The following is a 22,741-nucleotide window of genomic DNA, read 5'->3' as shown; positions in this document are numbered from 1 at the left end:
CTTGGTGCCTCATCGTCGTTCCGACGAAGGAGGAACGTCGATGAGCGCGGCGACCGATCTTGCGGAGGCCGCGCGGCACCACGGTGCGGCGGCGGACGACTCGGCGTCGCGGGCCGAGGCTGCCGCGGTGGTCGCGGCGGAGGCGGCGGCGCGGTCGGCCGGGGTCTACATCCGGGCGCTGGACGGGATGGCCGAGCTGCACCGGATGTGCGAGCTGTACGAACGGATCTGGCGGTTCGGCGACGGCAGCATGCCGCTCAGCGTGGAGCTGATGCGGGCGATGTCGAAGGCGGGCAACTACATCGCGGGCGCGTTCGACGGCGACGAGCTGGTCGGCGCCTGCGTCGGGTTCTTCGCCCCGCCGGCACACCGGTCGCTGCACAGCCACATCGCCGGCGTCTCGCCGCGCACCCGGGGCCGCAGCATCGGGTTCGCCCTGAAGGTGCACCAGCGGGCGTGGGCGTTGCGGCACGGGGTCACCGAGATCGCCTGGACCTACGATCCGCTGGTGGGGCGCAACGCGTACTTCAACATCGGCAAGCTCGGCGCGCGGCCGGTGGAGTACCTCACGAACTTCTACGGGCCGATGCACGACGGACTCAACGGCGCCGACGAGACCGACCGGCTGCTGATCGAGTGGCGGCTCGACGATCCAGGCGTGGTCGCCGCCTGTGCCGGTACGCCGGGCCGGTTCGACGCGGCGGCCGAGGAGGCGGCGGGCGCCCGGTACGCGCTGCGCCGCTCGCCGTCCGGTGAGCCGCTACCGGCGGCGGCCGACGCGCCGACGGTGCTCGTGGCGGTACCGCGCGACATCGAGGGACTGCGCGCCACCGACCCCGCGTGCGCGGCCCGCTGGCGCGGCGCGGTACGCGAGGTGCTCGGTGGGCTGCTCGCGGCCGGCGGGCGCATCCGCGGGTTCGACCGCGGCGACTGCTACATCGTCGACACAGGAGGACTTTGATGAAGCTGACCGGGGTGGAGCTGCGCACCGTCGAGATGCCGCTGGTGGCGCCGTTCCGGACGTCGTTCGGTACCCAGCAGGTACGCGAGATCCTGCTGCTGCGGGTGGTGACGCCGGAGGCGGAGGGCTGGGGTGAGTGCGTCGCGATGAGCGACCCGCTGTACTCCTCGGAGTACGCCTCGGCATGCGCCGACGTGCTGCGCCGGTTCCTGATCCCGGCGCTGGGCCGGATCCGGGACCTGGATGCGACCCGGGTGGCGCCGACGCTGGCGCCGTTCAAGGGGCACCGGATGGCGAAGGCGGCGTTGGAGATCGCGGTGCTCGACGCCGAGCTGCGCGCCCGCGGGATGCCGCTGTCCCGGGAGCTGGGCGCGGTACGTGACCGGGTCGACTGCGGCGTGTCGGTCGGCATCATGGAGTCCATCCCGCAGCTGCTCGACGCGGTCGCCGGCTACCTGGACGCCGGGTACCTGCGGATCAAGCTGAAGATCGAGCCGGGCTGGGACCTCGAACCGGTCCGCGCGGTACGGGAGCGGTTCGGCGACGGCGTGGCGCTGCAGGTCGATGCGAACACCGCCTACCACCGCACCGACGCCCGGCACCTGGCCCGGCTCGACCCGTTCGACCTGCTGCTGATCGAGCAGCCGCTGGACGAGGAGGACGTGCTGGGCCACGCCCAGCTGGCCCGGCAGCTGACCACCCCGATCTGCCTGGACGAGTCCATCGTGTCGGCGCGAGCGGCGGCCGACGCGATCGCACTGGGCGCCTGTTCGATCGTCAACATCAAGCCGGGCCGGGTCGGCGGGTTCCTGGAGGCGCGGCGCATCCACGACGTGTGCGTGGCCCACGACGTACCGGTCTGGTGCGGCGGGATGCTGGAGTCGGGGATCGGGCGGGCGGCGAACCTGGCGCTCGCGGCGCTGCCCGGCTTCACGCTGCCGGGCGACACGTCGGCCTCGGACCGCTACTACGCCCGCGACGTGACCGAGCCGTTCCGGCTCGACCGGGGGCAGTTGGCGGTACCGACCGGGCCGGGTATCGGCGTGGAACCGATCGCCGAGGCGCTCGACGCGGTCACTACCAGTACCGAGTGGATCGCGGTCTGATCGTCGGCCGGGGCTCCCGACAGGACTCGAACACGTTCGGGTCCTGTCGGAGTCGACGAAATCCCCCTAGGATTTCGTCATGCTCGCCCAAACCCTGTCCCGGTCGCGGGCCCTACCGTCTGGGACGTGCTTGTCGCCGTGACCGCCGGACGACCGCGGGCCAGCCTGGGCCGGATCCTGGAGGATCTCGGCGCCACCCTGCTCGAGCTCGTCGCCGGTGACCCCGAGCCGGTCGACGAGGTCGGCGGAGTGGTCATCCACGACCCGCTCGACGAGCCGGCACCTCCCCGGCGCGCGCTGGTACTCGGCGTCGGGGTGCACGAGCCGGCCGAGGTCGCCGCGCTGCTGACCGAGCTGGGCGAGCACGGCGCGGCCGGGCTGGTGGTCCGCGCGCCGGTGACGCTGGACGAGCAGCTCGCCACCGCGGTCGACCGGTCCGGAGTGGCGTTGCTGGGTCTGACCCGCGGCGCCTCCTGGACCCAGCTCGCGGCGATGCTGCGGTCGCTGATCGCCGAGGGCGACGTCGGTGACACCGGCCCGGAGACGCTCGGCGGGATGCCCTCCGGCGACCTGTTCGCACTGGCCAACGCGATCGCCACGCTGCTGGACGCGCCGGTGACCATCGAGGACCGCAACTCCCGGGTGCTCGCCTTCTCCGGCCGGCAGGACGAGGCGGACCCGTCCCGGATCGCGACGATCCTGGGCCGCCAGGTGCCGCAACGCTTCACCCGCGTCCTGGAGGAACGCGGGGTGTTCCACGAGCTGTACCGCAGCGACGACCCGATCGAGGTCGCGCCGATGCCGGTCGAACCACCGGAGATCGCGCTGCCCCGGGTCGCGCTGGCGATCCGGGCCGGTGACGAGATCCTCGGCTCCATCTGGGCAGCGGTACGGTCGCCGCTGTCGACCGAGCGCACCCAGGCGTTGCGGGACGCGGCGAAGCTCGTCGCCCTGCACCTGCTGCGGCTGCGCGCCGGCGCCGACGTGGAACGCCGGCTGCGCGCCGACCTCGTCGCCACCGCGCTGGAGGCCGGCCCGGGCGCCGCGGACGCGCTGACCCGGCTCGGTCTGGCCGACCAGAGCTGCCTGGTGCTCGCCCTGACCCCGGTCGGTCGCGCCGAGGACGAGGGGTTGACCGCCACGCACGCCCAGCTGGTCGCCGAGCGGCAGCGGCTCGCCGACGCGTTCTCGATGCATCTCAGCGCGGTGTACCCGCGTTCGGCGGTGGCGCTGATCGGCGACGTCGGGTACGGCATCGTCGGCTGCCGGGCCGACCGCGGCGACGCCGAGCAGCGCGCCGTGCTGGTGACCCGGGAGTTCCTGGGCCGGATCGGCAGCAGCCGCCGGGTACTGGTGGGGATCGGTTCGGTCGCGCACGACCATGCCGGACTGGCCCGGTCCCGGGCCGGCGCCGACCGGGCGCTGCGGGTACTGCGCCGCGGCCGTGCTGCGACCGGCGTCGCCCGGATCTCCGAGGTGCACGTCGAGGCGCTGCTGATCGAGCTGGCCGACCTCGCGACCGCCCGCGGCGATGCGCCGAGCGGACCGGTGGCGCGACTGCTGGCCTACGACGCCAAGCGGCGTACCTGCCTGGTGGAGACGCTGCACGCGTGGCTGACCGCGTTCGGCGACGTCGCCGCCGCCTCGGTGACGCTGCACACCCACCCGAACACGTTCCGGTACCGGCTGCGCCGGCTCACCGAGGTCGGCGGTATCGACCTGACCGACCCGGACGCCCGCTTCGCCGCCATGCTCGAACTGCGCCTGATGGGCTACCCGCCCCGGTCCGCCGATCGACCTTGATCCGGCGTCGTCGCAGCGGATCTGGCCCGCCGGTGGCGCTGCGCGCAAACGCCCGCACCAACGAGTGACCGCGGTGGCTACTGTGACCGTCATGACCGAAACTCCCCAACCACCCGATCCGCAGGTCAAGCGCGACGCGTCGGCACTGATCCGGGCGCTGCGCCGGAGGCGCTTCGGGCGGGAGAAGAACGCGCCGCGGCGGGAGAGGATCGAACGGGACGCGGCCGAGGCGCTGGGCGACCTCGGAGATCAGCGAGCGCTCGTGCCCCTGCGCGACTGGGCCGTCCGCCACTGCGATGACCTGTTCCTCCACGGCAAGGCCATCACGAGCATGGGCAGGATCGGTGGCCCGGCCGCCGCGGACCTGCTGATCGGGCTGCTGGTCCAGCCGCCGGGCACGCTCACCGACGCGGTTTCCATCGGCATCTGGCAGGCCTCCATCGCCCGCGCGCTGGCGGTGGTCGGCGACCCGCGCGCGATCGAGCCGCTGACCGCGGTGGCCTACCGGAGCCAGTCGGCCAACTATGCCCGCACCGTCACCGGAGCCGTGCGCGAAATCGGTGGGCCGGCCGCCGGCGACGCACTGCTGCGCCTGTTGACCACGCCGCCCAACACCACCATGCAGGAGATGGTGCTGGCGCACGCGGTGGATGATCTCGGGCAGCTCGGCGAGCCGCGTGCCGTCGGACCCATCGCGGTGTGGTCGCGCACCGAGCAGGCGAACGAGTACAGCGGAGCCACGATCCGCAGCCTCCTGCGCATCGGCGGCGCCGGCGCGGTCGACGCGCTCCTGGACCTGATCGCCGATCCACCTGCCACGGCGACCCGCATCCAGTGGCAGACCCAGGCGGCGACGGCGCTGGGCATGCTGGCCGATCAGCGAGCCCTCCCCCGCCTCCAGGTCCTGGTCCCCAGGCTGCCCCAGGATCAGGTTCGGGACGAGGTGATCACCGCAATCGGCGCCATCGGCGGCCCCGCCGCCGCGGACATCCTGCTCGGACTGTTGGCCGAACCGCCCGGGGACACGGCGCAGGCCCGTAGCGGCGTGACCGCCGCCGCGGCGCGGGCGCTGGGCACCGCAGCCGATCCACGAGCGCTGCCCACCCTGCAGGAGCTCGTCGAGCGCAGCGACGATGCCGGGCTGCGCATCGCGGCCGTTGCCGGAATCGGCCACGTCGGTGGCACCGCCGCGGCCGACGTCCTGTTGAGAATGGTGGCCGATCCGCCACTGCGGGAAGCGGCCGCGGCCGCCCTGGGCGGCACGGGCGATCCGCGCGCGCTCACCCTGCTCCTGCAGTACCTGCACGATGGCACCGTCCCGGCCCCGGTCGTGACGGAGGCGCTCGGCCGGCTCGGCGACCAGCAGGCCGTCGAACCGCTTCGCACCCACCTGCTGGCCGCGCTGGCCGCGCCGGGCGAGCCATCCACGACCTACGCGTCGTTCGCTCAGGCACTCGGCGCGCTCGGCGATTCCAGTGCGGTGGGTCCGCTGCGCGAGCTGCTCGGATCGTCGTACGACAACATGCTGTCGAAACCGACCGACGCGCAGTTCGCCGCCGTGGTCAGGTCGCTGGCTCTCATCGGTGGCCCCAGCGCCGCAAGCACGCTGGACAGCCTGCACATCCGCGAACCCACCGCGGAACAACTCAAACAAGCCGAGCGCTCAGACAACGACTACGGGTACTACCAGCTGCTCTCCAGCGTCAAACGCCACAAGGACTTGGTGGACGCGCAACGCACGGTGCGGCGAAGCTAAAGGCTGCCGTGCCGGCACGGTCCTGGACTCCCGGGGCCGAGCACGGCCGGCTCGTGAGGTGGATCTCGAACCTCCGTTCCAGGGAAGGTCGGCCCGGTCGGCGCGGTTGGCGTCCGTACCGGCGGGGCCGGGACGCGGGCGAGAAGGGCGGTGGCGGCGCGATGAAGGCGGTCCGGTTCCACGAGTACGGCGGGATCGACGTGCTGCGCGTCGAGGACGTGCCGCGCCCGGAACCGGGACCCGACCAACTGCTGGTCGAGGTCCGGGCGGCCGGCATCCAGCCGGGCGAGGCGCACATCCGGTCCGGCGCGCTGCATGCCCGCTGGCCGGCCACGTTCCCGTCCGGTCAGGGCAGCGACCTGGCCGGGGTGGTCGTCGCGCTCGGCCCGGAGGTACGCGGGTTCGCGGTGGGCGACGAGGTGCTCGGGTTCACCCACCGGCGGGCCAGCCACGCGCAGTACGTCGCGGTCGACGACGTGCACGTGGTGCACCGGCCGCGCGGCGTGTCCTGGGACGTCGCCGGCGCTCTGTACGTCGCCGGTACCACCGCGTACGCCACGGTGTTCGCCACCGATCCGACGCCGTCGGACACCGTCGTGGTGTCCGGCGCTGCCGGCGGGGTCGGTTCGCTCGCGGTACAGCTGGCGCGCCGGCGCGGGGCGACGGTGATCGGACTGGCCAGTACCGGCAACCATGGCTGGCTGCGCGAGCACGGTGTGGTGCCGGTCGCCTACGGCGACGGGGTCGCCGACCGGATCCGGGCCGCCGCCGGCGGCCGGGTGGACGCGTTCATCGACACGATCGGCAACGGGTACGTCGAGCTGGCAGCGTCGTTGGGGGTGCGGCCGGAGCGCATCGACACGATCCGCGACTGGCGGGCGGCGGCGAAGGTCGGCGCCCGTACCTACGGCGAGGGTTCGGCGGCCTCCGCGGTGGTGCTCGGCGAGCTGGCCCGGCTGGCCGCCGGCGGCGAGCTGGAGGTGCCGATCGCGCGCAGCTATCCGCTGGAGTCGGTCCGCGAGGCGTTCCGCGACCTGGAGCGGGGCCACACCCACGGCAAGATCGTCCTGCACCCCTGACGGCCGTCGGCCGGCGGGCACATCCTGCCTCGTGCCGGCCGCTGCTCGGCGGCGCTGCTTCCGTACGGCCGTTGCTCGGCGGCTCTGCTTCCGTACGGCCGTTGCTCGGGCGCCCTGCGTGCCTGACCGGCCGCTACCCGGCGTGCACGTCGTGCAGGTGCGCGACGCGGCCGTAGCAACCCTCGGGCGGCGCGGCCACCAGCTCCATCAACCGGGCGGTGGCCGCGACGACGGCCTCGGACCGGGTCTCGGTGTCGTGGGTCGCCTTGTCGCTCCAGATCTCGGTGATCCAGACCGTGTCGGGGTCCTCGAGCGTGGCGTTGACGCTGCACCACTCCAGGCCGGGGGTGTCGAGCCGCAGCAGATCTGCCAGCCGGGCGACGAGTTCGTCGCGCTGGCCGGCCTTCGCGGTCATCTTCCCGTACACGCTGAACCTGCCGTCCGCCGTCATGGCGCCTCCTCGGTGCTAGTCATCGTCGTCTCTTAATGAGACACCACTGTCTTACAACGAGACCGTGCTGTCAAGCTGCCGGTACGATGCGGCCATGAGCAAGGGTGATGCCCTGCGGGATCGCACCGCGGCCGCGATCGTCGACAGCGCCGCGGTGAGCCTGGCCGAGCGCGGCCAGCTCGTGAGCATGAACGAGGTCGCGCGCGCCGCCGGGGTCAGCCGCGCCACGCTCTACCGGTACTTCCCGAACCGCGAGGCGCTGCTGCACGCGATGGCCACCACCGGTGTCGAGCAGCTCGCGGCGCGGGTCGCCGATGCGGACGTGCCGGGCCTTCCGGTCGACGAGGCCGTCGCCCGGCTGGTGCGCGGGTTCATCACGGTCGGCAGCAAGTACGTCGCGCTGTCCGCCGGCGGGTGGGTGCGAACCGACGAGCATCCCGACGTCGAGACCCTGCTGACCGAACCGGTACGGGAACTGTTCCGCCGGGGCATCGCCGAGGGGGCGCTGCGCCCGGACCTCTCCCCCGAGCTGCTGAGCGAACTGCTCAGCGGCCTCGTCAAGGCCGCACTCGGGATGGTCGCCGCCGGCCGGCTCGGCGCCGAGGAGGCCGCCGCCGGAGTGGTCACGGTGCTCCTGGACGGGGCTCGCGCCGGCGCCCGGTCACCGGATCGGCCCGGCGGCCCACCGCTCGTGCCCTGACCGGCGAGAACCAGGCGCCGTCAGGCGAGGGCGATCAGGGTGATGCCGGTGAGCACGACGGCGGCGCCGGCCACCCGGCGCAGCGGTTGCGCCTCCTTGAACAGCCACCAGGCGAGCAGCGAACCGACCACGATGGACGACTCCCGGGCCGGCGCGACGATCGTGACCGGCAGCCGCTGCATGGCGACCAGCACCAGCAGGTACGCGGCCGGCGACAGCACGGCGACGGTCGCGATCTCGCGCCAGTACCGGGTGAGCGCCGGCCGGATCGCGTCCCGGCGGCGCACCGCGGCCGGGGTCAGCAGCGCGGCCTGCATGGTCACCGCGATGCCGAAGTACGCGATCGGGGCGATGTCCCAGCGGGTGACCGCGTGGTCGTCCCACAGCGTGTACGCGGCGATCATCGCCCCGGTGGCGGCGCCGTAGCCGAGGCCGCTGGCGAGGGGGCGCCCGCCGTGCTGGCGTTTGAGGGTGGTTACCACGGTGATGCCCGCCAGCACGAGCGCGACGCCGGCGAGGGCGGGCAGGCCGGGCCGCTCCCCCAGTACGGCGACGGCCACGACCACGGTCAGCAGCGGGCCGACCCCGCGGGCGACCGGGTACACCACGGTCAGCTCGGCCCGCTTGTACCCGGCCTGCAGCACGAGCGAGTAGACGATGTGGATCAGCGCGGAGACCAGCGGGCCGATCAGCAGCCGCCACGACCAGGCGCCGGGGTCGCGGGCCAGCACGAGCAGCGCCAGCGGCAGGCACAGCACCGCGCCGAGCGTCATGTAGCTCCACACGAACACCGACCCGTCGCCGTGGTACCGCTTGGCGGCCAGGTTCCACACCGCGTGCAGCACCGCGGCGGCAAGGACGAACCCGATCGTCGGCGGCATCAGCGCGCTCCGCGGCCGTGGTGCGAGCGCACCGCGGGCGGCGCCAGCGCTTCGCGGCCGTGGTGCGAGCGCACCGCGGGCGGAGTCAGCGTTTCGCGGGCGCGGTGCGCGTGCGCCGCGGGCGGCATCACGCCGTACCGTCAGGCAGTTCGATGCCGAGGCGTTCGGCCCGGCGGGTGCGGTCCATGTCGGCGCGGGCGACGGCGGCGTGCAGCAGGTCGACGACGGCCAGGTGGGCCAGCCGGCTGCTGGAGGCGGCGAGCTGCAGCCCGAGGTTCTCGCCGCCGGCGATCAGCGTGACGTCGGCGGTGCGGGCCAGCGGCGAGGCGGTGAAGCTGGTGACTGCGACGACGCGGGCGCCGGCGGCCCTGGCCGCCTCGACGATGTCCATCGTCTGCGGCGTCACGCCCGAGTAGCTGACCGCGACGAGCACGTCGGCGTCGGTCAGCAGCCGGGCCACCACCATCGCGGACAGGTGGTCGGCGGACGCCTGCGCGAGCAGCCCGATCGAGGTGAACCGGAACGCGGCGTCGAGTGCGACCGACGCGGAGGTACCGGAGCCGGCGACGAGGATCCGGCCGGCGTCGTCGAGCAGCGCCACCGCGCGGTCCAGCTCGGCGGGGTCGAGGGTGCCGCGGATCGCCGCGATGCTCGCGGCGTGGCTGGACAGGATCGCCTCCTGCAACTCGCCGGTGGTGGCGGCCTCGGACATCTGCTGCGGCGGCATGAAGATGCTGACGCCGCCGGAGGCGCGGGCGAGTGCGAGCTTCAACTCGCTGAAGCCGTCGTAGCCGACCGCACGGGCGGCCCGCACGACGGTGGCCGGCGAGACGCCGGCCCGTTCTGCGGCCTCGGCGGTGGTGGCCGACACCAGGAACGCAGGCTCGTCGACCGCGAGCCGGACGACCGCGGCATCGCTCGGTCGCAGCCCCGGCAGCCGGGAGAGCAACCCGGCGCGCAGCCCGGCCAGGTCGAACGGGAACGAGGAACCCATGTTTCCAACCTATCTCATGAATGGAAACGGAGTTTCCTCGCCGGCAGGCACCTTCACTCAGCGCCTACATCTCGACATAAACCTTCGAACGGTGTACGAAGGGGGCAGTTCGGACGTCGGGAGGCCACCATGCGCTATCCGATCCGTGCCGGCGCGATCGCGCTGGTGCTGCTGGCCGGCACGCTGCTCGGCGCCCGCCCGGCCGCCGCCGGCCAGGCGCCGGTCACCACCACGATCGGCAGCTCACCGGTCGACATCGTGTTCAACGACCCGGTCGACCACGACGGGCAGGACACCGCCCAGCTGCAGAAGATGATCGCGCTGATCAACGGCGCACCGGCCGGTTCCAGCATCCGCATCGCGCTCTACTCGATCAGCGCGAACATCGTGTACGACGCGATCGCCGCGGCGGTGTCGCGCGGGGTCCACGTGTACGCGGTGCACAACGGCGAGGACCAGAAGTCCACCGACGACTCGCCCGCCGCGCTGGCGGCGCTGCTCGGCGCCGACCACCACTGGTGCGACCACGGCAGCGCATCCCTGGCGTACGGCGGGGGCTGCCTGTCGACCAGCTCCACCGGGCTGATGCACGCCAAGTACATGCTGTTCTCGCAGACGGCGGACGCCGCGGGCACCCAGCACCAGTGGGTGACCTGGTTCGGCTCGCCGAACATGACGTACGCGTCGGGCGCGAACGAGTTCAACAACTCCTTCACCGTCTACGGCGATAAGGCGCTGTACGACGGGTTCGGCACGCAGCTGTGGGACCCGATGTGGGCGGAGAACACGTACCCGGACAACGACTTCTACGTCGCCTCCGCGCCGCGCGGCTACTTCGGTTCGTCGGCCTCGCACGTACAGGTGTATGCCTCGCCCGAGCAGACCACCGACCTGGTCGTCAACCGGCTCAACTACCTCGACGCCGACGACAGCTGCCGGGTCCGGGTGCTGGAGGCCTCGATCACCAGCGGCCGGATGGCGGTGGTGAACAAGCTCGTGTCGCTGCACCGGCAGGGCTGCCACACCTGGGTCGACGTCGGCTCGATCGACGCCCAGCCGCTGTCGGCGCTCAAGGCCGCCGGCATCCCGGTGCACACCTCCCCGGTGCACGACAAGGCGATCATCATCTACGGCCGGTACGCCGGATCCACCGCCGACCGCACCCTGGTGTTCACCGGATCGCACAACCTGACCGCCTCCGCGCTGCGCTACAACGACGAGATCCTGGTCAAGGTCGAGGACAGCCAGGCCATGTACGACGCCTTCTACGCCCACTTCAACGACGCCTACAACACCGGCAGCAGCCTCTGACCGGCCCCGGTGCGGGTCTTTGCGTATCGCCGTCGGCAGGCCGCGGCGGCCGCTAGCGTCAGGGGCGGCCGAGGACACGGGGGTGGCTGATGGCGGCGACGCTGATCACCGGGGCGAGCGTGTGGGACGGGATCGCCGACACGGCGGTGCCGCGGCAGGTCCTGGTCGTCGACGACCGGATCGAGCGGATCGCCGAGAACATCGACGCGCCGGCCGGTACCGAGACGGTGCACCTGCCGGGGCACACCGTCACGCCCGGGTTCATCGACTGCCACACTCATGTCGGGCTGACCCCCAACCTGCTCGAACTCGGGCCGATGTCCAGCCCGGCGAAGACGCTGCGCGCGCTCCCGGTGCTGGAAGCGTTGCTGGACAACGGGTTCACCACGATCCGCGATCTCGGCTGCGGCGACGTGGACCACCCGACCATCGATCTGCGCAACGCGATCGCCGCCGGGCTGGTCCGCGGGCCGCGGATGCTGGTGGCGCCGCACATTCTGTCGGCCCGGGGCGGGCACGGCGACTTCAGCGCCGGCCTCGCCGACCAGTACCAGAGCGCCGGGCGCGGGCTGGAGTTCGCGACCGCCGACGGGCCGGACGAGATCCGTACCCTGGTGCGGCAGGAGATCCGGGCCGGCGCGGACTGGGTGAAGTTCGCCGCGACCGGCGGGTTCAGCTCCCCGTCCGACGACCCGAACCACACCACCTACAGCCAGCAGGAGATGGACACGCTGGTCGCCACCGCGGCCGACCTCGGTGTCCCGGCCACCCCGCACTGCTACGGCGACGAGGCGGCCCGGCGCGCGGTACGGGCCGGGGTGCGCAGCATCGACCACGGCAACCTGGTCTCCGCCGACGGGCTGGCGATGATCTCCGACGCCGGGGTCTTCCTGGTCCCGACGCAGTACACCATCCTGACCGACGCCCGCCGTGCCGGCGACGACGCGTACTGGCGGGGCAAGCCGCGCTACAAGCGCGCCAAGTTCGTGCGGTACGGCGCCCAGCTGGAGGCCGCCGCCGAACGCCTGGCGGCCAGCAACGTCAAGATCGCCTTCGGTACTGACGCCGGGATGTTCCCGCACCGGGACAACTGGCGGGAGTTCGGCGCGATGGTCTCGACCGGGATCAGCCCGCTGCGGGCGCTGCGCGCGGCCACCAGCGTCGCCGCCGACCTGCTGCGACTCGACGAGGTCGGGGTGCTCGCCGCCGGCAAGCTCGCCGATCTGGTCGCGATGCCGGGCGACCCGTTCACCGACATCGAGGTGACCGGCCGCGTCGACTTCGTCATGCAGTCCGGCCACATCCACAAGCAGCCTCCCGCCGCCTGACCGGACGCCGCGCGCCGCGACGCGGCAGGTCGGCTCGGACCTGGTGGACGGCCGTCGCACCACCGCGTTCCGGCGTCGCCGCGCCCCGCACGCCCTGTCAGGGTTGGCGCAGGACGACGGTGGGCGGCGCGGTACCCAGGCCGGTCAGGTACGCGTCGGTCTCGGTGACCGCGATGGTGCCGCCGCTCGCCGCGGTGATGCTCGCGGTCGGCGACCGGCGGAAGGTCGCGCGGTCGCCGGCCGGCAGGTACGCCGGGGCCACCACCGGCACGTCGGCGCCGCCCGCCGGCTCCCCGTTCCGCGGTGCGTAGCAGCTCAGCCGCAGCCGGGCTGCACCGTGTGCCGGGGTGGACCGCAGCACCACGCAGACGTGGTCGCGGTCCAGGTAGGTCGGCAGCCCGGTGACGTCCTCGCCCGCCGGTACCGGACGCCCCCACAGCCGCCGGTCGGTGCGTGGGTCGGTGGCGTAGACCCCGTGCCGGTCGCTGGCGAACAGCAACCCGCCGCCGGCGCTGCCGTCGCGCCAGTGGCGCAGCGTGCGCAGCCGCCGGCCGGAGTCGGCCGCCCACACCGCGGCGTCCAGGTCGACCACGGTGTCGTCGTCGACCGGGAGCAGCCAGTCGGCCAGGCCGTCGACGTCGTGCCGCCAGGCGACCCGGCCGGAGCTCAACCGGTACCCGGCGACCTGGTCGTGGCAGTGACCGGGGCCGTCGGAACCCGTGCCGATGGCGACGATCCGGGCCGTCGGCGCCGCCCACCTGGTCGCGAACACGCAACCGGTGGCGGGATGTACCTGCCAGCGCACCGTGCCGTCCGACGGCGAGACGGCCACCAGCGCTCGCGCGGACTCGACCAGCAGCATCCCGGTGGCCGTCTGCGCCAGCCGCGGCGAGCGCTGCGGGTCGAGCTGCCGGTGCCAGCTCGGCTGCGCGGTCCTGCTGTCGAGCCGCACCAGCAATCCGTCCTTCCACAGCACGTAGGTGCCCGACCTGGTCACCGTGTGGGCCGCGACGCCATGCCCGGAGCGCCGGTAGCTCCAGTACAGCGATCCGGTGTGCAGATCGACCGCGGCGATCGCGTTCGCGACGGTACGGGTGCCGCTGCCGGACCGGACCCGGTTGCCGGCGCCGACGATGGCCAACCCGTCCAGCAGCCCGACCGGCCCGGTGAACCGGCCCAGTTCCGCGCCGGTGCCGGCGGTGCCGGGATAGCTGCCGTACGGTCCGGACACCTGCTCGCCGTAGTGGTCGGTGGCGAGCCACCAGGCACCCAGTCCGCTGCCGAGCAACGCCACCACGACCGCGACGACGATCACCACGCGTCCCCGGGTCATGCGCAGTCTGCCGCCGAACATCGCCGCCTCCGTCCACCGCCGCGGGTCGTCGCCACCGCCGCACCCGTACCGGTCGCGGGACCGCGGTGGCCCGCGCGTTCCGGCGCATCGGCGCGAGGGCCCGGTCGGCATTATGGCAGGGTGCGGCGGTCCTCGCCGGGGCGCGGATGCTGGGCACGACGACCGGGTGCACGCGGGCCGGATGCCGTGCCGCCCGCGGGGGCCGATGCGGAGGGTCGGAGGGTCGCCGTCCGGCGATCGAGTACCGGTGGTGTGGGTGGTACGCGGCGGGTCGGGTGTGGTTGGCTCGGCGGATGGCCGCACCGATCGACACTCCACGGATCCCGGAGACCAGCAGCTGGCACGGCGTCGAGGTCACCGAGGACTACCGCTGGCTGGAAGACGCCGCCGCGGCGGCGACGGTGGACTGGACCGCGGCGCAACAGCGTCGCACGCGCGAGTACCTGGATGCGTTGCCCGACCGGGCCGCGCTGCGCGCCCGGCTCGCGCAGCTGCTGTCGGCGCACACCACCTCGTACCGCGAGTTGCATGGCGCGGGCGACACCTGGTTCGCGCTGAAGCAGGAGCCGAACCGGCAGCAACCGATGCTCGTCACCCGGTCCGGGCTGGATGACGACGCGGTCGAACGGGTCGTGGTCGATCCGCAGGCGCTGGACGGCTCCGGACAGACCACGATCGACTTCTTCGTCCCGTCGCCGGACGGTTCCCGGGTGGTCGTGTCGCTGTCCGAGCACGGCAGCGAGGACGGCACCCTGTTCGTGTACGAGGTGGCGGCCGGTGCGGTGGTCGACGAGCCGATCGCGCACGCGAACCCGGCCGCAGCGGTCCCGTCGGTGGCGTGGCGGCACGACGGGGCGGGCTTCTGGTACGGGCGGGCCGACGCCGCGGGCTTCCACCAGCAGGTGTGGTTTCACCGGCTCGGGTCGAGCGCGGATGTCCGGGAACGGTTGGACGGGTTCGCCGATCCGGCCATCGTCGAGAACCTGCTGTCCGCCTCCGGCGACGGGCGCTTCGTGCTGGACCGGGCGCAGCGGGGCGACGGCGGCGAGTGGGAGCTGTTCGCCCGCTCGCAGTCCGACGCCGACGCGGCCTGGTGGCGGGTGGCCGGGATCGAGGACCGCTGCGTCGAGGCCACCTTCGCCGGGGACTCGCTGTACCTGCTCTCGCACGCCGACTCCGAATACGGCTCGGTGTTGCGGCTGCGGATGACCGCCGGCGCCACGGTCGCCGACGCCACCACCGTGGTACCGGCCGGATCGCGGGCGCTGACCGAACTGGCGGCCACCGATCGCACCCTGTGGGTCGCCGACATCGACGGCGGGCCGTGTGGTCTGCGCCGCTTCGGTCTGGACGGCGCCGAGCTGCCGCCGGTCGAGATCCCGCCGATCAGCACCGTCTCGGAGCTGGCCGCCTCCGGCGGAACGGCGGTGTGGGCGGTGGAGTCGTTCACCCGGCCGGCGCAGTGGTGGGCCTGCCGCGACGGCGACACGCCGGCCCGTACGGCGCTGGGCACCACCGGCGCCGTCGAGCTGACCGGATACCAGGTGACCCGCGAGTTCGCCACCTCCGCCGACGGCACCCGGGTGCCGATGACGGTGCTCGCCGCACCCGACGCGCCGCGGGACGGCTCCCGGCCGGCGCTGCTGACCGGCTACGGCGGGTACGCCATCTCGCTGACCCCGACGTTCCGGCCGGAGGTGCTGGCCTGGCTGGAGCAGGGTGGGTCGTACGTGGTCGCGAACCTGCGCGGCGGCGGCGAGTACGGCGAGCGGTGGCACCGGCAGGGGCGGCTCGCGCACAAGCAGAACTGCTTCGACGACTTCATCGCCTGCGCCGACCACCTGGTCGCGACCGGCATCACCGGCCGGCAGCGACTGGCGATCATGGGCGGCTCCAACGGCGGGCTGCTGATGGGCGCGGTGCTGACCCAACGCCCCGACCTGGCCCGGGCCGTGGTGGCGGCGGTACCGGTGATGGACATGCTGCGGGTCGAGACGACGGCGAACGGCCGGTACAACGTGACCGAGTTCGGCAGTGTGGCCGACCCGGAGCTGTTCGCCGTGCTGCGCGGCTACTCGCCGTACCACAACGTGCGGGACGGGGCGCGCTACCCAGCGGTGCTGCTGACCGGGGGCGAGTTCGACCCGCGGGTGGACGCTTGGCATCCGAAGAAGATGGCTGCCCGGTTGCAGGCGGCCACCGGCTCCGGCGAGCCGGTACTGCTGCGGATGGAGTCGGGTGGGCACGGGGTGGGGCAGTCGGTCGAGCAGAAGGTGGACCTGGTCGCCGACTACTACGCGTTCCTGCTCGACCGGCTCGCCGTCGAGTACCGCCCGCCGCGCTGACCCGCCGCGCCGTCGCGGCCGGCCTGGACCGCGGGTCCGGACTGCCAGGCCGGCCCAGACTCCCCGGACTGCGGGCTCGGCCAGCGCCGCCCCGACCTGGGGTGACGCCGGACGCGGGCGGCGCTGCGCCCGCCGGGCGCGTGTCTGGTGTCATCGGCACGTCGGGTTGACGGTCCCGCCCGCGCGTGCTGTACTCGACGGAGTTCCACGGTTTTTGTGGTCGTTTTCTTGAGGGCGCTCGCAAGAATTGACAGCGGGCGCGGTTTCTTTTCTCGAATTCTTCGTGAGCCGTGTGCGTTGGTCGGCGTATGTACCAGTGCTGCGCCGTACGGCAATATCGAGGGAGACACATGCCTCAGGGCACCGTCAAGTGGTTCAATGCCGACAAGGGTTTCGGGTTCATCAGCCCGGACGACGGCGGCGAGGACCTGTTCGTTCATTTCTCCGCCATCCAGGGCTCCGGTTACCGCAGCCTGGACGAGGCGGCCCGGGTCGAGTTCGAGGTCGAGCCCGGCAACCGCGGCCCGCAGGCCGTGCGAGTATCGGTCGTCTGATTCATGGCGAAAGGGGCGTCCGTTCGGCGGACGTCCCTTTCATGCTATCTGCCCACGGGCGCCGCCGGCCCACGGTCCGGTGCCGGCCCCGACACAACCAGGGAGCGGCTATTTCCACGTCAGGTACAGGTACGGCGCAGGACCGTGCGGGACGAGCAGCCGAGTTCACCGGCTCCTATCAGGCGGTCGCGCGGGTGGTGCGGGAGCTGGGACTGCTTCGACGCGCCCGATGGTTCTACGCGCTGGTGTTCGCGGTGCTGTGCCTGGCGGTCGCCGGCGCCTGTGTCGGCTTCGCCCTGCTGGGCGACTCGTGGTGGCAGCTGCTGATCGCCGGCGTGTTCGGTGTCGCCTGCACCCAGTTCGCGTTCCTGGCGCACGAGGCGTCCCATCGCCAGATCTTCGCCTCCGGGCCGGCCAACGACCGCGTCGGGCGGCTGTTGGGCACGCTTCTGGTCGGTATCAGCTACTCGTGGTGGATGGGCAAGCACACCCGGCACCACGGGAATCCCAACCGGGTCGGCAAGGACCCCGACATCGCTCCGGGGGTCGTGTCGTTCCGGGCCGAGGACGCCGCCGCCCAGCGCGGGTTCCTGGCCATGATGAACCGGCGCCAGGGGTACGCGTTCTTTCCGCTGCTGACCCTGGAAGGCGTCAACCTGCACGTCAGTTCCATCCGGTTCCTGTTCGGCCGCGGCAAGATCACCGGCCGGTGGACCGAGATCGGACTGATCGCCGCGCACCTGGCGCTGATCATCGTCCCGGCCTTCGTGTTCCTGTCCCGGGGGTGGCCGCCGCATTCTGCGGTGTGCAGCTGGCGGTCTTCGGCGTCTACATGGGCGCGTCGTTCGCACCCAACCACAAGGGCATGCCGGTGGTCGGCGCGAACGAGAAACTCGACTTCTTCACCAAACAGGTACGAACCTCGCGCAACATCCGCGGACGCTTCTGGGCGAGCGCGCTGATGGGCGGGCTGAACTACCAGATCGAGCACCACCTGTTCCCCAGCATGCCGCGCCCCTACCTGGCGCGCGCCCGCGCCATCGTGCGCGAGTACTGCGAAAGCCGGGACATCCCCTACACCGAGACCTCGCTGCCGCGCTCGTACGCGATCGTGATCGGCTACCTCAACCAGGTCGGCCTCGCGGCGCGGGACCCGTTCGAGTGCCCGATGCTCGCCATGCGCCGCTGACACCCGCTGCCGCGCCCGGCCGACGCCGGCGAGACCACGACGGCGGCACCCGCCGGTCGACTCGCCGGCGACTGCCGTGCCCGACGCCGTGTCACCGGCCCTCGCCGCGGCCCGGCGCCACGCTGCCGCGATCGGTCGCGAGCACCTCGCGCGCGGGGAGCGCGAGCAGCAGCGCGGCGGCGACGAGCAGCCCGCTTGCCCACAGCGGCCCCCGTTCCCCGGCTGCGCCGAACGTCGCCCCGGCGACGAGCGGTCCGGCGGCGGCACCCACGTTGAGCGCCGCGGTCGCGTACGAGCCGGCCATGGTGGGGGCGCCGGCCGCCTGGTAGAGCACGCGGGTGATCAGCGTGCTGCCCAGCGCGAACGACAGCGCACCCTGCACGAACACGAGGGTGAGCAGCGCGACCGGCCGATCGGCCAGGACGGCCAGGCCCGGCCAGCCGACGAGCAGCAGCGGGCCACCGGCCGCCACGATCAGCCCGGGATGCCGGTCGGACAGCCGCCCGGCGACGGTGACACCCACGAACGAACCGGCACCGAACAGCACCAGCGCGACGGAGATCCACAGCTCGCCGAGCCCGGCCGTACCGGTCACGACCGGGGCGAGGTAGGTGAAGCTGGCGAAGGTGGCCGCGTTCACCAGCGCGCCCAGCAACATGGCCAGCAGCAGCCGCGGACCGGTCAGCTGGCCGAGTTCGGCGCGCAGTGGCGGTCCGCCGGCGAGGCTCTGCCGCCCGCGGTGTGCCGGGATTCCGGTGAGGATGCCGACCCCCGCGGGCAGGCAGATCGCGGCGACCGCCCAGAACGTGGCCCGCCAGCCGAGCACGGCGCCGAGCACCGATCCCCCGGGGACTCCGGCGATCGTGGCCACCGTGGTACCCGACAGCAGCACGGCGAGGGCACGTCCCGTCCGGCCGGCAGGTACCAGCGTGGTGGCGGTCCGCAGCGCGACGGCGAGGAACCCGGCGTTGGCGAGCGCCGCAACCACCCGGGTCGCGCACAGGACCGGGAAGCTCGACGTGGCGGCGCCCACGGCGTGCGCCGCCGAGAACACGAGGACGAAGCAAAGCAGGGTCGACCGCGACGGCCAGCGCCGGGCCAGCGCCGCCACCAGCGGCGCGCCGACGACCATGCCGACCGCGAACGCCGACGTGAGGACGCCGGCGGTCGCGGCGGTGACGCCGAGGTCCGCGGCGATGTCCGGCAGCAGGCCGGCGAGCATGAACTCCGAGGTGCCCATGGCGAAGACCGCCAGGGCAAGCAGGTACAGCGGGACGGGCATCGAGTGGCTCCGGGGTGCGCAGGGACGAGAACGCCATCTCGTTCACCGCGGTCAACACCCACCGGCGCTCGGCCGGACGGCCGGACCGTGAGTTCAGCGGGTCAGGGGGCTGACGGCGGGACCGACAACCCCCACCCGGTCCGACTCGGGACTCGACATGGCGGGCACGATAGCCGACCGTGCCCGCCCCGGCACCTCCGTTTCCCGGCGCCGGTCGCCGGAGGGGTCAGTCCGGCAGGCGGACGCCGTCGATGCCGTAGTCCCACACACCGCCGTCGATGGCCTCGCGGGCAAGATCGAGATGCCCAGTGTGGGCGGCGTTGTCGTTGAGCAGGTGCACCAGCACCCCGAGCACGGTGTCCTGGCGGTAGCCGCCCCAGGCCCCCTCCGGCCACCAGCCGGGCGCGTCGGTACTGGCCAGCGCGGCCACCGCGGCGCAGCCGCGCGCCGTGTCGTCGCGCAGCCGGGCCACCAGCTCCGGGAACGGCAGGGCCGGATCGTTGTCCCACCCGTCGTCCTCGCCGAACTGCATCGGGTTGCCGGCGATGACGTGGTGCAGCCAGAACCAGGTCGAGTCGTGTACGTGCCCGACCAGGCCGGCGATGCTCCAGCCGGACCGCGCGGCCGGGGTGCGTACCTGCGCCTCGGTCAGCCCGTCGGTGGAACGGCAGATGCGGTCGGTGGCCTGCTGGATCCAGCCGAGCAGTTCGGTGGTGACCGGGTCGGGCTGGCTTGGATGCTGTGTCATACCCGTAGGTCGAAGCTGCGGTCGCCGCCCTCGACATCGCGGCTCAGGTATTTTCGAGATCGGCGATCGTTGGACCGGACCGTGTCGAGGATCCGGTGCCCGGCCCCGACACGAGGGTGGAGGCGATGCGCCTCCGGCCCGATCCAACGACATCGAGGAGCACCCGTGAAGTACGTCATCCTGATCCATTCCAACCCGCAGCCCTGGGGCCACCCCACCTCGGACTACCTGCCCGAGCATCAGGCGCTGCCCGAGAGCGTGCGCCGGCGGCTCAACTCCGACTTCGAGGACGGATTCGCCCAGGTGATGGAGCGGGGCGAGCTCGTACACGCCGAGGCGCTCGGCGCGCCGTCCACGTCCCGGCTGTTTCGCTGGCGCGACGGCGACCGGGTCGTCTCCGACGGGCCGTACGCGGAGGGCAAGGAACACTTCGCCGGGTTCTTCCTGGTCGACGTGGAAAGCCAGCAGCGCGCCGAGCAGATCGCCGAGCTGTTCGCCGGCCCGGGCGAGACGGTCGAGCTGCGGCCGGTCATGAGCGGCGGGTCCGAGGACTGAGCGCGGTGGGCGAGGCGCGGTACGAGGACGTGTGGCGGCGGGAGGCGCCGCACGTGCTCGCCGCGCTGTCCCGGCGGTACGGCAACTTCGCCGACTGCGAGGACGCGGTACAGCTGGCGCTCGTCGCCGCCGCCGAGCAGTGGCCGCGCGACGGGGTACCGGACAATCCGGCCGGCTGGCTGCTGCGGGTGGCGTCCCGGCGGCTGGTCGACCAGCTGCGCTCCGACGCCGCCCGCCGCGCGCGCGAGGAGAAGGCGGCCCGCCTCGACGGCGCCGCCGCCGAGGCACCGGCCGCCGGCGACGACATGCTCGACCTGTTCGTGCTGTGCGCGCATCCGGCGCTGACGCCCACCTCGCAGCTGGCCCTGATGCTGCGCGCCGTCGCCGGCCTCACCACCGCCGAGATCGCCGCCGGGCTGTTCGTACCGGAGTCGACGGTGGCGCAGCGCATCAGCCGGGCGAAGGCGACGCTGAAACGGGCCGGCGCCCGGTTCGTGCCCGCCGCGACCACCGAGCTGCCGGTCCGGATGCTCGCGGTCCGGCACGCCATCTCGCTGCTGTACACCCGGGCGCACCTGGCGGCCGACGGGCCGCAGGCCACCGACCCGCTGCTTGCCGAGACCGCGGTGCGGCTGGCCCGCACGCTGGTCCGCCGCGCCCCCGCCGACCCGGAGAACGCCGGCCTGCTCGCGCTGCTGCTGCTCACCCACGCCCGCAGCCCGGCCCGGCTGGACCAGCACGGCGACCTGGTACCGCTGGACGCGCAGGATCGCGGCCAGTGGCAGCGCGCACTGATCGACGAGGGCGTCGCGCTGCTGGAACGCACTCTGCCGCACGGGTACGTCGGTGCCTTCCAGCTGCGCGCCGCCATCGCCGCGGTGCACGACGAGGCGCCGGACGCCGCCGGCACCGACTGGCCGCAGATCCTCGCCCTCTACCAGATGCTCGACCGGGTCGAGCCCTCCCCCGCCACCGCGCTCGGGCTCGCCGTGGCCACCGCCGAGGTGCACGGCGCCGCCGCCGGCCTCGACCTGCTCGGCCAGCTACCCGACACCAGCCACCGCACGCACGCCGCCCGCGGACACCTGCTGGCCCGGCTGGGCCGCACCGAGCACGCACGGGCCGAGTTCCGGCGGGCCGCCGAGCTGACCCGCAACATCCCCGAGCAGCGCTACCTCAACCGCCTCGCCACGGCCGACTGACCGCCTGGCCGGTGCCGCGGGGGGTGCCCGCCGCGGTGATCCAGCTCGCGGCGGAGCGACGCGTGCGGCACGTACGGTGCACCGGTGGGTTCTGGAGCTTCCGGTACGCGGCGGGTCGGCCTGCTGCTCGCGCTGGTCTCGGCGGTCGCGTTCGGCGGCTCCGGGCCGATCGCCAAACCGCTGATCGACGCCGGGATCGACCCGCTGCAGGTGGCGTTCCTGCGGGTCGCCGGCGCCGCGCTGGTGCTGTCCCCGCTCGCCGTGCGCCACCTGCCGGCACTGCGCCACCCGACCCGCATCGTCTCGTACGGGCTGTTCGCGGTCGCCGGCGTCCAGGCGTGCTACTTCGCCGCGATCTCCCGCATCCCGGTCGGGGTGGCGCTGCTGGTCGAGTACTTCGCCCCGGTACTGGTCCTCGCGTTCGTGCGGGTGGTGCTGCGCCGCCGGGTGTCTCGCGCCGCGCTGGTCGGCGTGGTGTTCGCCGTGGTCGGGCTGGCCAACGTGGTCGAGGTGTGGTCCGGCGCCCGGTTCGACCCGCTCGGCCTCGCCCTCGCGCTCGGCGCCGCCTGCTGCCAGGTCGTCTACTTCGTCCTGTCCGAGGGCGGCGGCGCGCGGCCGGTGTCACCCACCGCGATGCTCGCCGTCGGCCTGCTGGTCGGCGCCGCGGCGCTGACCCTGGTGGCCCGCCCGTGGACGCTGCCCTGGCACCTGCTCGCCACCGCCGCACCGGTACGCGGCGTCGCGGTACCGGCCTGGCTGCTGGTGGCGTGGCTCGCGGTGGTCACCACCGTGATCGCCTACCTGACCGGCATCGCCGCGGTACGGCGGCTGTCCGCGCCGGTCGGCAGCACGGTGGCGTGCCTGGAAGCGGTCCTGGCCGCGCTGCTCGCCTGGCTGCTGCTGGGCCAGTCGATGACCGCGATCCAGGTCGCCGGCGGCCTGCTGGTGCTCGCCGGCGCGGTCATCGCCCAGCGCGCCACCCCGGCCACACCCGCCGCGGCACCGGTCAAGCACTCCGACGAGCTCGTCGCGAAACCGTAGTTGCGTTACGCCCCAACGGAACTGACGACAATTGGTGCCGGGATCGGTGGCGGCTGTCGGGATCGTCGTCGTTAAATCATTGCGTGCACTGGAATAGCAGT

19 protein-coding genes and 1 pseudogene are annotated in these 22,741 nt (G+C 73.2%); 14 read left to right on the top strand and 6 right to left on the bottom strand.

What is annotated here, in order from left to right; all coding sequences use genetic code 11:
• The first annotated feature begins 40 nt into the window (after positions 1-40).
• The 5 genes from Asera_RS14775 (at position 41) to Asera_RS14755 (ending at position 6,705) form a co-directional block, all read left to right on the top strand.
• Positions 41-961 (top strand): GNAT family N-acetyltransferase, encoded by a 921-nt coding sequence (locus tag Asera_RS14775; RefSeq protein WP_157035068.1) that lies wholly within the window; start codon positions 41-43, stop codon positions 959-961.
• The gene (gene menC, locus Asera_RS14770; protein ID WP_030448478.1) at positions 961-2,067 is read left to right on the top strand and encodes an o-succinylbenzoate synthase; all 1,107 of its coding nucleotides are present in this window, start codon (positions 961-963) and stop codon (positions 2,065-2,067) included. Before Asera_RS14775 ends, menC begins: the two co-directional genes overlap by 1 nt.
• A 126-nt stretch (positions 2,068-2,193) precedes the next feature.
• Positions 2,194-3,870, top strand: coding sequence for a helix-turn-helix domain-containing protein (locus tag Asera_RS14765; protein WP_030448479.1), 1,677 nt, complete (start codon positions 2,194-2,196; stop codon positions 3,868-3,870).
• Between the two features lie 91 nt (positions 3,871-3,961).
• Positions 3,962-5,626, top strand: coding sequence for a HEAT repeat domain-containing protein (locus Asera_RS33605; RefSeq protein ID WP_030448480.1), 1,665 nt, complete (start codon positions 3,962-3,964; stop codon positions 5,624-5,626).
• 161 nt (positions 5,627-5,787) lie between these two features.
• A complete protein-coding gene (locus tag Asera_RS14755; protein ID WP_030448481.1) occupies positions 5,788-6,705 on the top strand; it encodes an NADP-dependent oxidoreductase in 918 nt (305 codons plus the stop codon).
• A 133-nt stretch (positions 6,706-6,838) separates the two neighbouring features.
• On the opposite strand, the gene Asera_RS14750 is transcribed toward Asera_RS14755, so the two are convergent.
• The gene (locus tag Asera_RS14750) at positions 6,839-7,156 is read right to left on the bottom strand and encodes a putative quinol monooxygenase (RefSeq protein WP_051802750.1); all 318 of its coding nucleotides are present in this window, start codon (positions 7,154-7,156) and stop codon (positions 6,839-6,841) included.
• 94 nt (positions 7,157-7,250) lie between these two features.
• Between Asera_RS14750 and Asera_RS14745 the strand changes: the two genes are divergently transcribed.
• A complete protein-coding gene (locus Asera_RS14745; RefSeq protein ID WP_030448483.1) occupies positions 7,251-7,856 on the top strand; it encodes a TetR/AcrR family transcriptional regulator in 606 nt (201 codons plus the stop codon).
• A 20-nt stretch (positions 7,857-7,876) separates the two neighbouring features.
• Here Asera_RS14745 and Asera_RS14740 read toward each other — a convergent pair whose 3' ends face one another.
• Positions 7,877-8,737, bottom strand: a complete 861-nt coding sequence (locus tag Asera_RS14740) for a DMT family transporter (RefSeq protein WP_030448484.1) — start codon at positions 8,735-8,737, stop codon at positions 7,877-7,879.
• 127 nt (positions 8,738-8,864) lie between these two features.
• Positions 8,865-9,731, bottom strand: a complete 867-nt coding sequence (locus tag Asera_RS14735) for a MurR/RpiR family transcriptional regulator (RefSeq protein WP_035297988.1) — start codon at positions 9,729-9,731, stop codon at positions 8,865-8,867.
• A gap of 129 nt (positions 9,732-9,860) precedes the next feature.
• On the opposite strand from Asera_RS14735, the gene Asera_RS14730 reads away from it, so the two are divergent.
• The gene (locus Asera_RS14730; RefSeq protein WP_051802751.1) at positions 9,861-11,042 is read left to right on the top strand and encodes a phospholipase D-like domain-containing protein; all 1,182 of its coding nucleotides are present in this window, start codon (positions 9,861-9,863) and stop codon (positions 11,040-11,042) included.
• Between the two features lie 89 nt (positions 11,043-11,131).
• Positions 11,132-12,370, top strand: a complete 1,239-nt coding sequence (locus Asera_RS14725; RefSeq protein ID WP_030448487.1) for a metal-dependent hydrolase family protein — start codon at positions 11,132-11,134, stop codon at positions 12,368-12,370.
• A 97-nt stretch (positions 12,371-12,467) separates the two neighbouring features.
• Here the strand turns inward: Asera_RS14725 and Asera_RS14720 are convergent, their stop codons facing one another.
• A complete protein-coding gene (locus Asera_RS14720) occupies positions 12,468-13,703 on the bottom strand; it encodes an outer membrane protein assembly factor BamB family protein (protein WP_169745895.1) in 1,236 nt (411 codons plus the stop codon).
• Positions 13,704-14,017: 314 nt separating this feature from the next.
• Here Asera_RS14720 and Asera_RS14715 point away from each other — a divergent pair, with 314 nt between their 5' ends.
• From Asera_RS14715 to Asera_RS33950, 3 genes and pseudogenes are all read left to right on the top strand, one after another.
• Positions 14,018-16,069, top strand: a complete 2,052-nt coding sequence (locus Asera_RS14715) for a prolyl oligopeptidase family serine peptidase (protein WP_051802752.1) — start codon at positions 14,018-14,020, stop codon at positions 16,067-16,069.
• 350 nt (positions 16,070-16,419) lie between these two features.
• Positions 16,420-16,623 carry a cold-shock protein gene (locus tag Asera_RS14710; RefSeq protein WP_030448490.1) on the top strand — a complete coding sequence of 68 codons (204 nt, stop codon included), beginning with the start codon at positions 16,420-16,422 and terminating at the stop codon, positions 16,621-16,623.
• Positions 16,624-16,664: 41 nt separating this feature from the next.
• Positions 16,665-17,812, top strand: a pseudogene (locus Asera_RS33950) (fatty acid desaturase family protein).
• A gap of 91 nt (positions 17,813-17,903) precedes the next feature.
• Here the strand turns inward: Asera_RS33950 and Asera_RS14695 are convergent.
• Both Asera_RS14695 and Asera_RS14690 read right to left on the bottom strand, forming a co-directional pair.
• Positions 17,904-19,094, bottom strand: a complete 1,191-nt coding sequence (locus Asera_RS14695) for a Cmx/CmrA family chloramphenicol efflux MFS transporter (RefSeq protein WP_030448492.1) — start codon at positions 19,092-19,094, stop codon at positions 17,904-17,906.
• A gap of 226 nt (positions 19,095-19,320) precedes the next feature.
• A complete protein-coding gene (locus Asera_RS14690) occupies positions 19,321-19,842 on the bottom strand; it encodes a DinB family protein (protein ID WP_030448493.1) in 522 nt (173 codons plus the stop codon).
• 165 nt (positions 19,843-20,007) lie between these two features.
• Between Asera_RS14690 and Asera_RS14685 the strand changes: the two genes are divergently transcribed.
• From Asera_RS14685 to Asera_RS14675, 3 genes are all read left to right on the top strand, one after another.
• Entirely contained in the window at positions 20,008-20,397 is a 390-nt protein-coding gene (locus tag Asera_RS14685; RefSeq protein ID WP_030448494.1) for a YciI family protein, read from the top strand.
• Positions 20,398-20,402: 5 nt separating this feature from the next.
• The gene (locus tag Asera_RS14680; RefSeq protein WP_030448495.1) at positions 20,403-21,599 is read left to right on the top strand and encodes an RNA polymerase sigma factor; all 1,197 of its coding nucleotides are present in this window, start codon (positions 20,403-20,405) and stop codon (positions 21,597-21,599) included.
• A gap of 84 nt (positions 21,600-21,683) precedes the next feature.
• Positions 21,684-22,640, top strand: coding sequence for an EamA family transporter (locus Asera_RS14675; RefSeq protein ID WP_030448496.1), 957 nt, complete (start codon positions 21,684-21,686; stop codon positions 22,638-22,640).
• Positions 22,641-22,741: the final 101 nt, after the last annotated feature.

The sequence above is a fragment of the Actinocatenispora sera genome, from assembly GCF_018324685.1.
GTDB classification, from domain to species: domain Bacteria; phylum Actinomycetota; class Actinomycetes; order Mycobacteriales; family Micromonosporaceae; genus Actinocatenispora; species Actinocatenispora sera.
The sequence above is the reverse complement of the archived record's forward strand: the minus strand, read 5'-3'. Positions and strand labels throughout refer to the sequence as shown.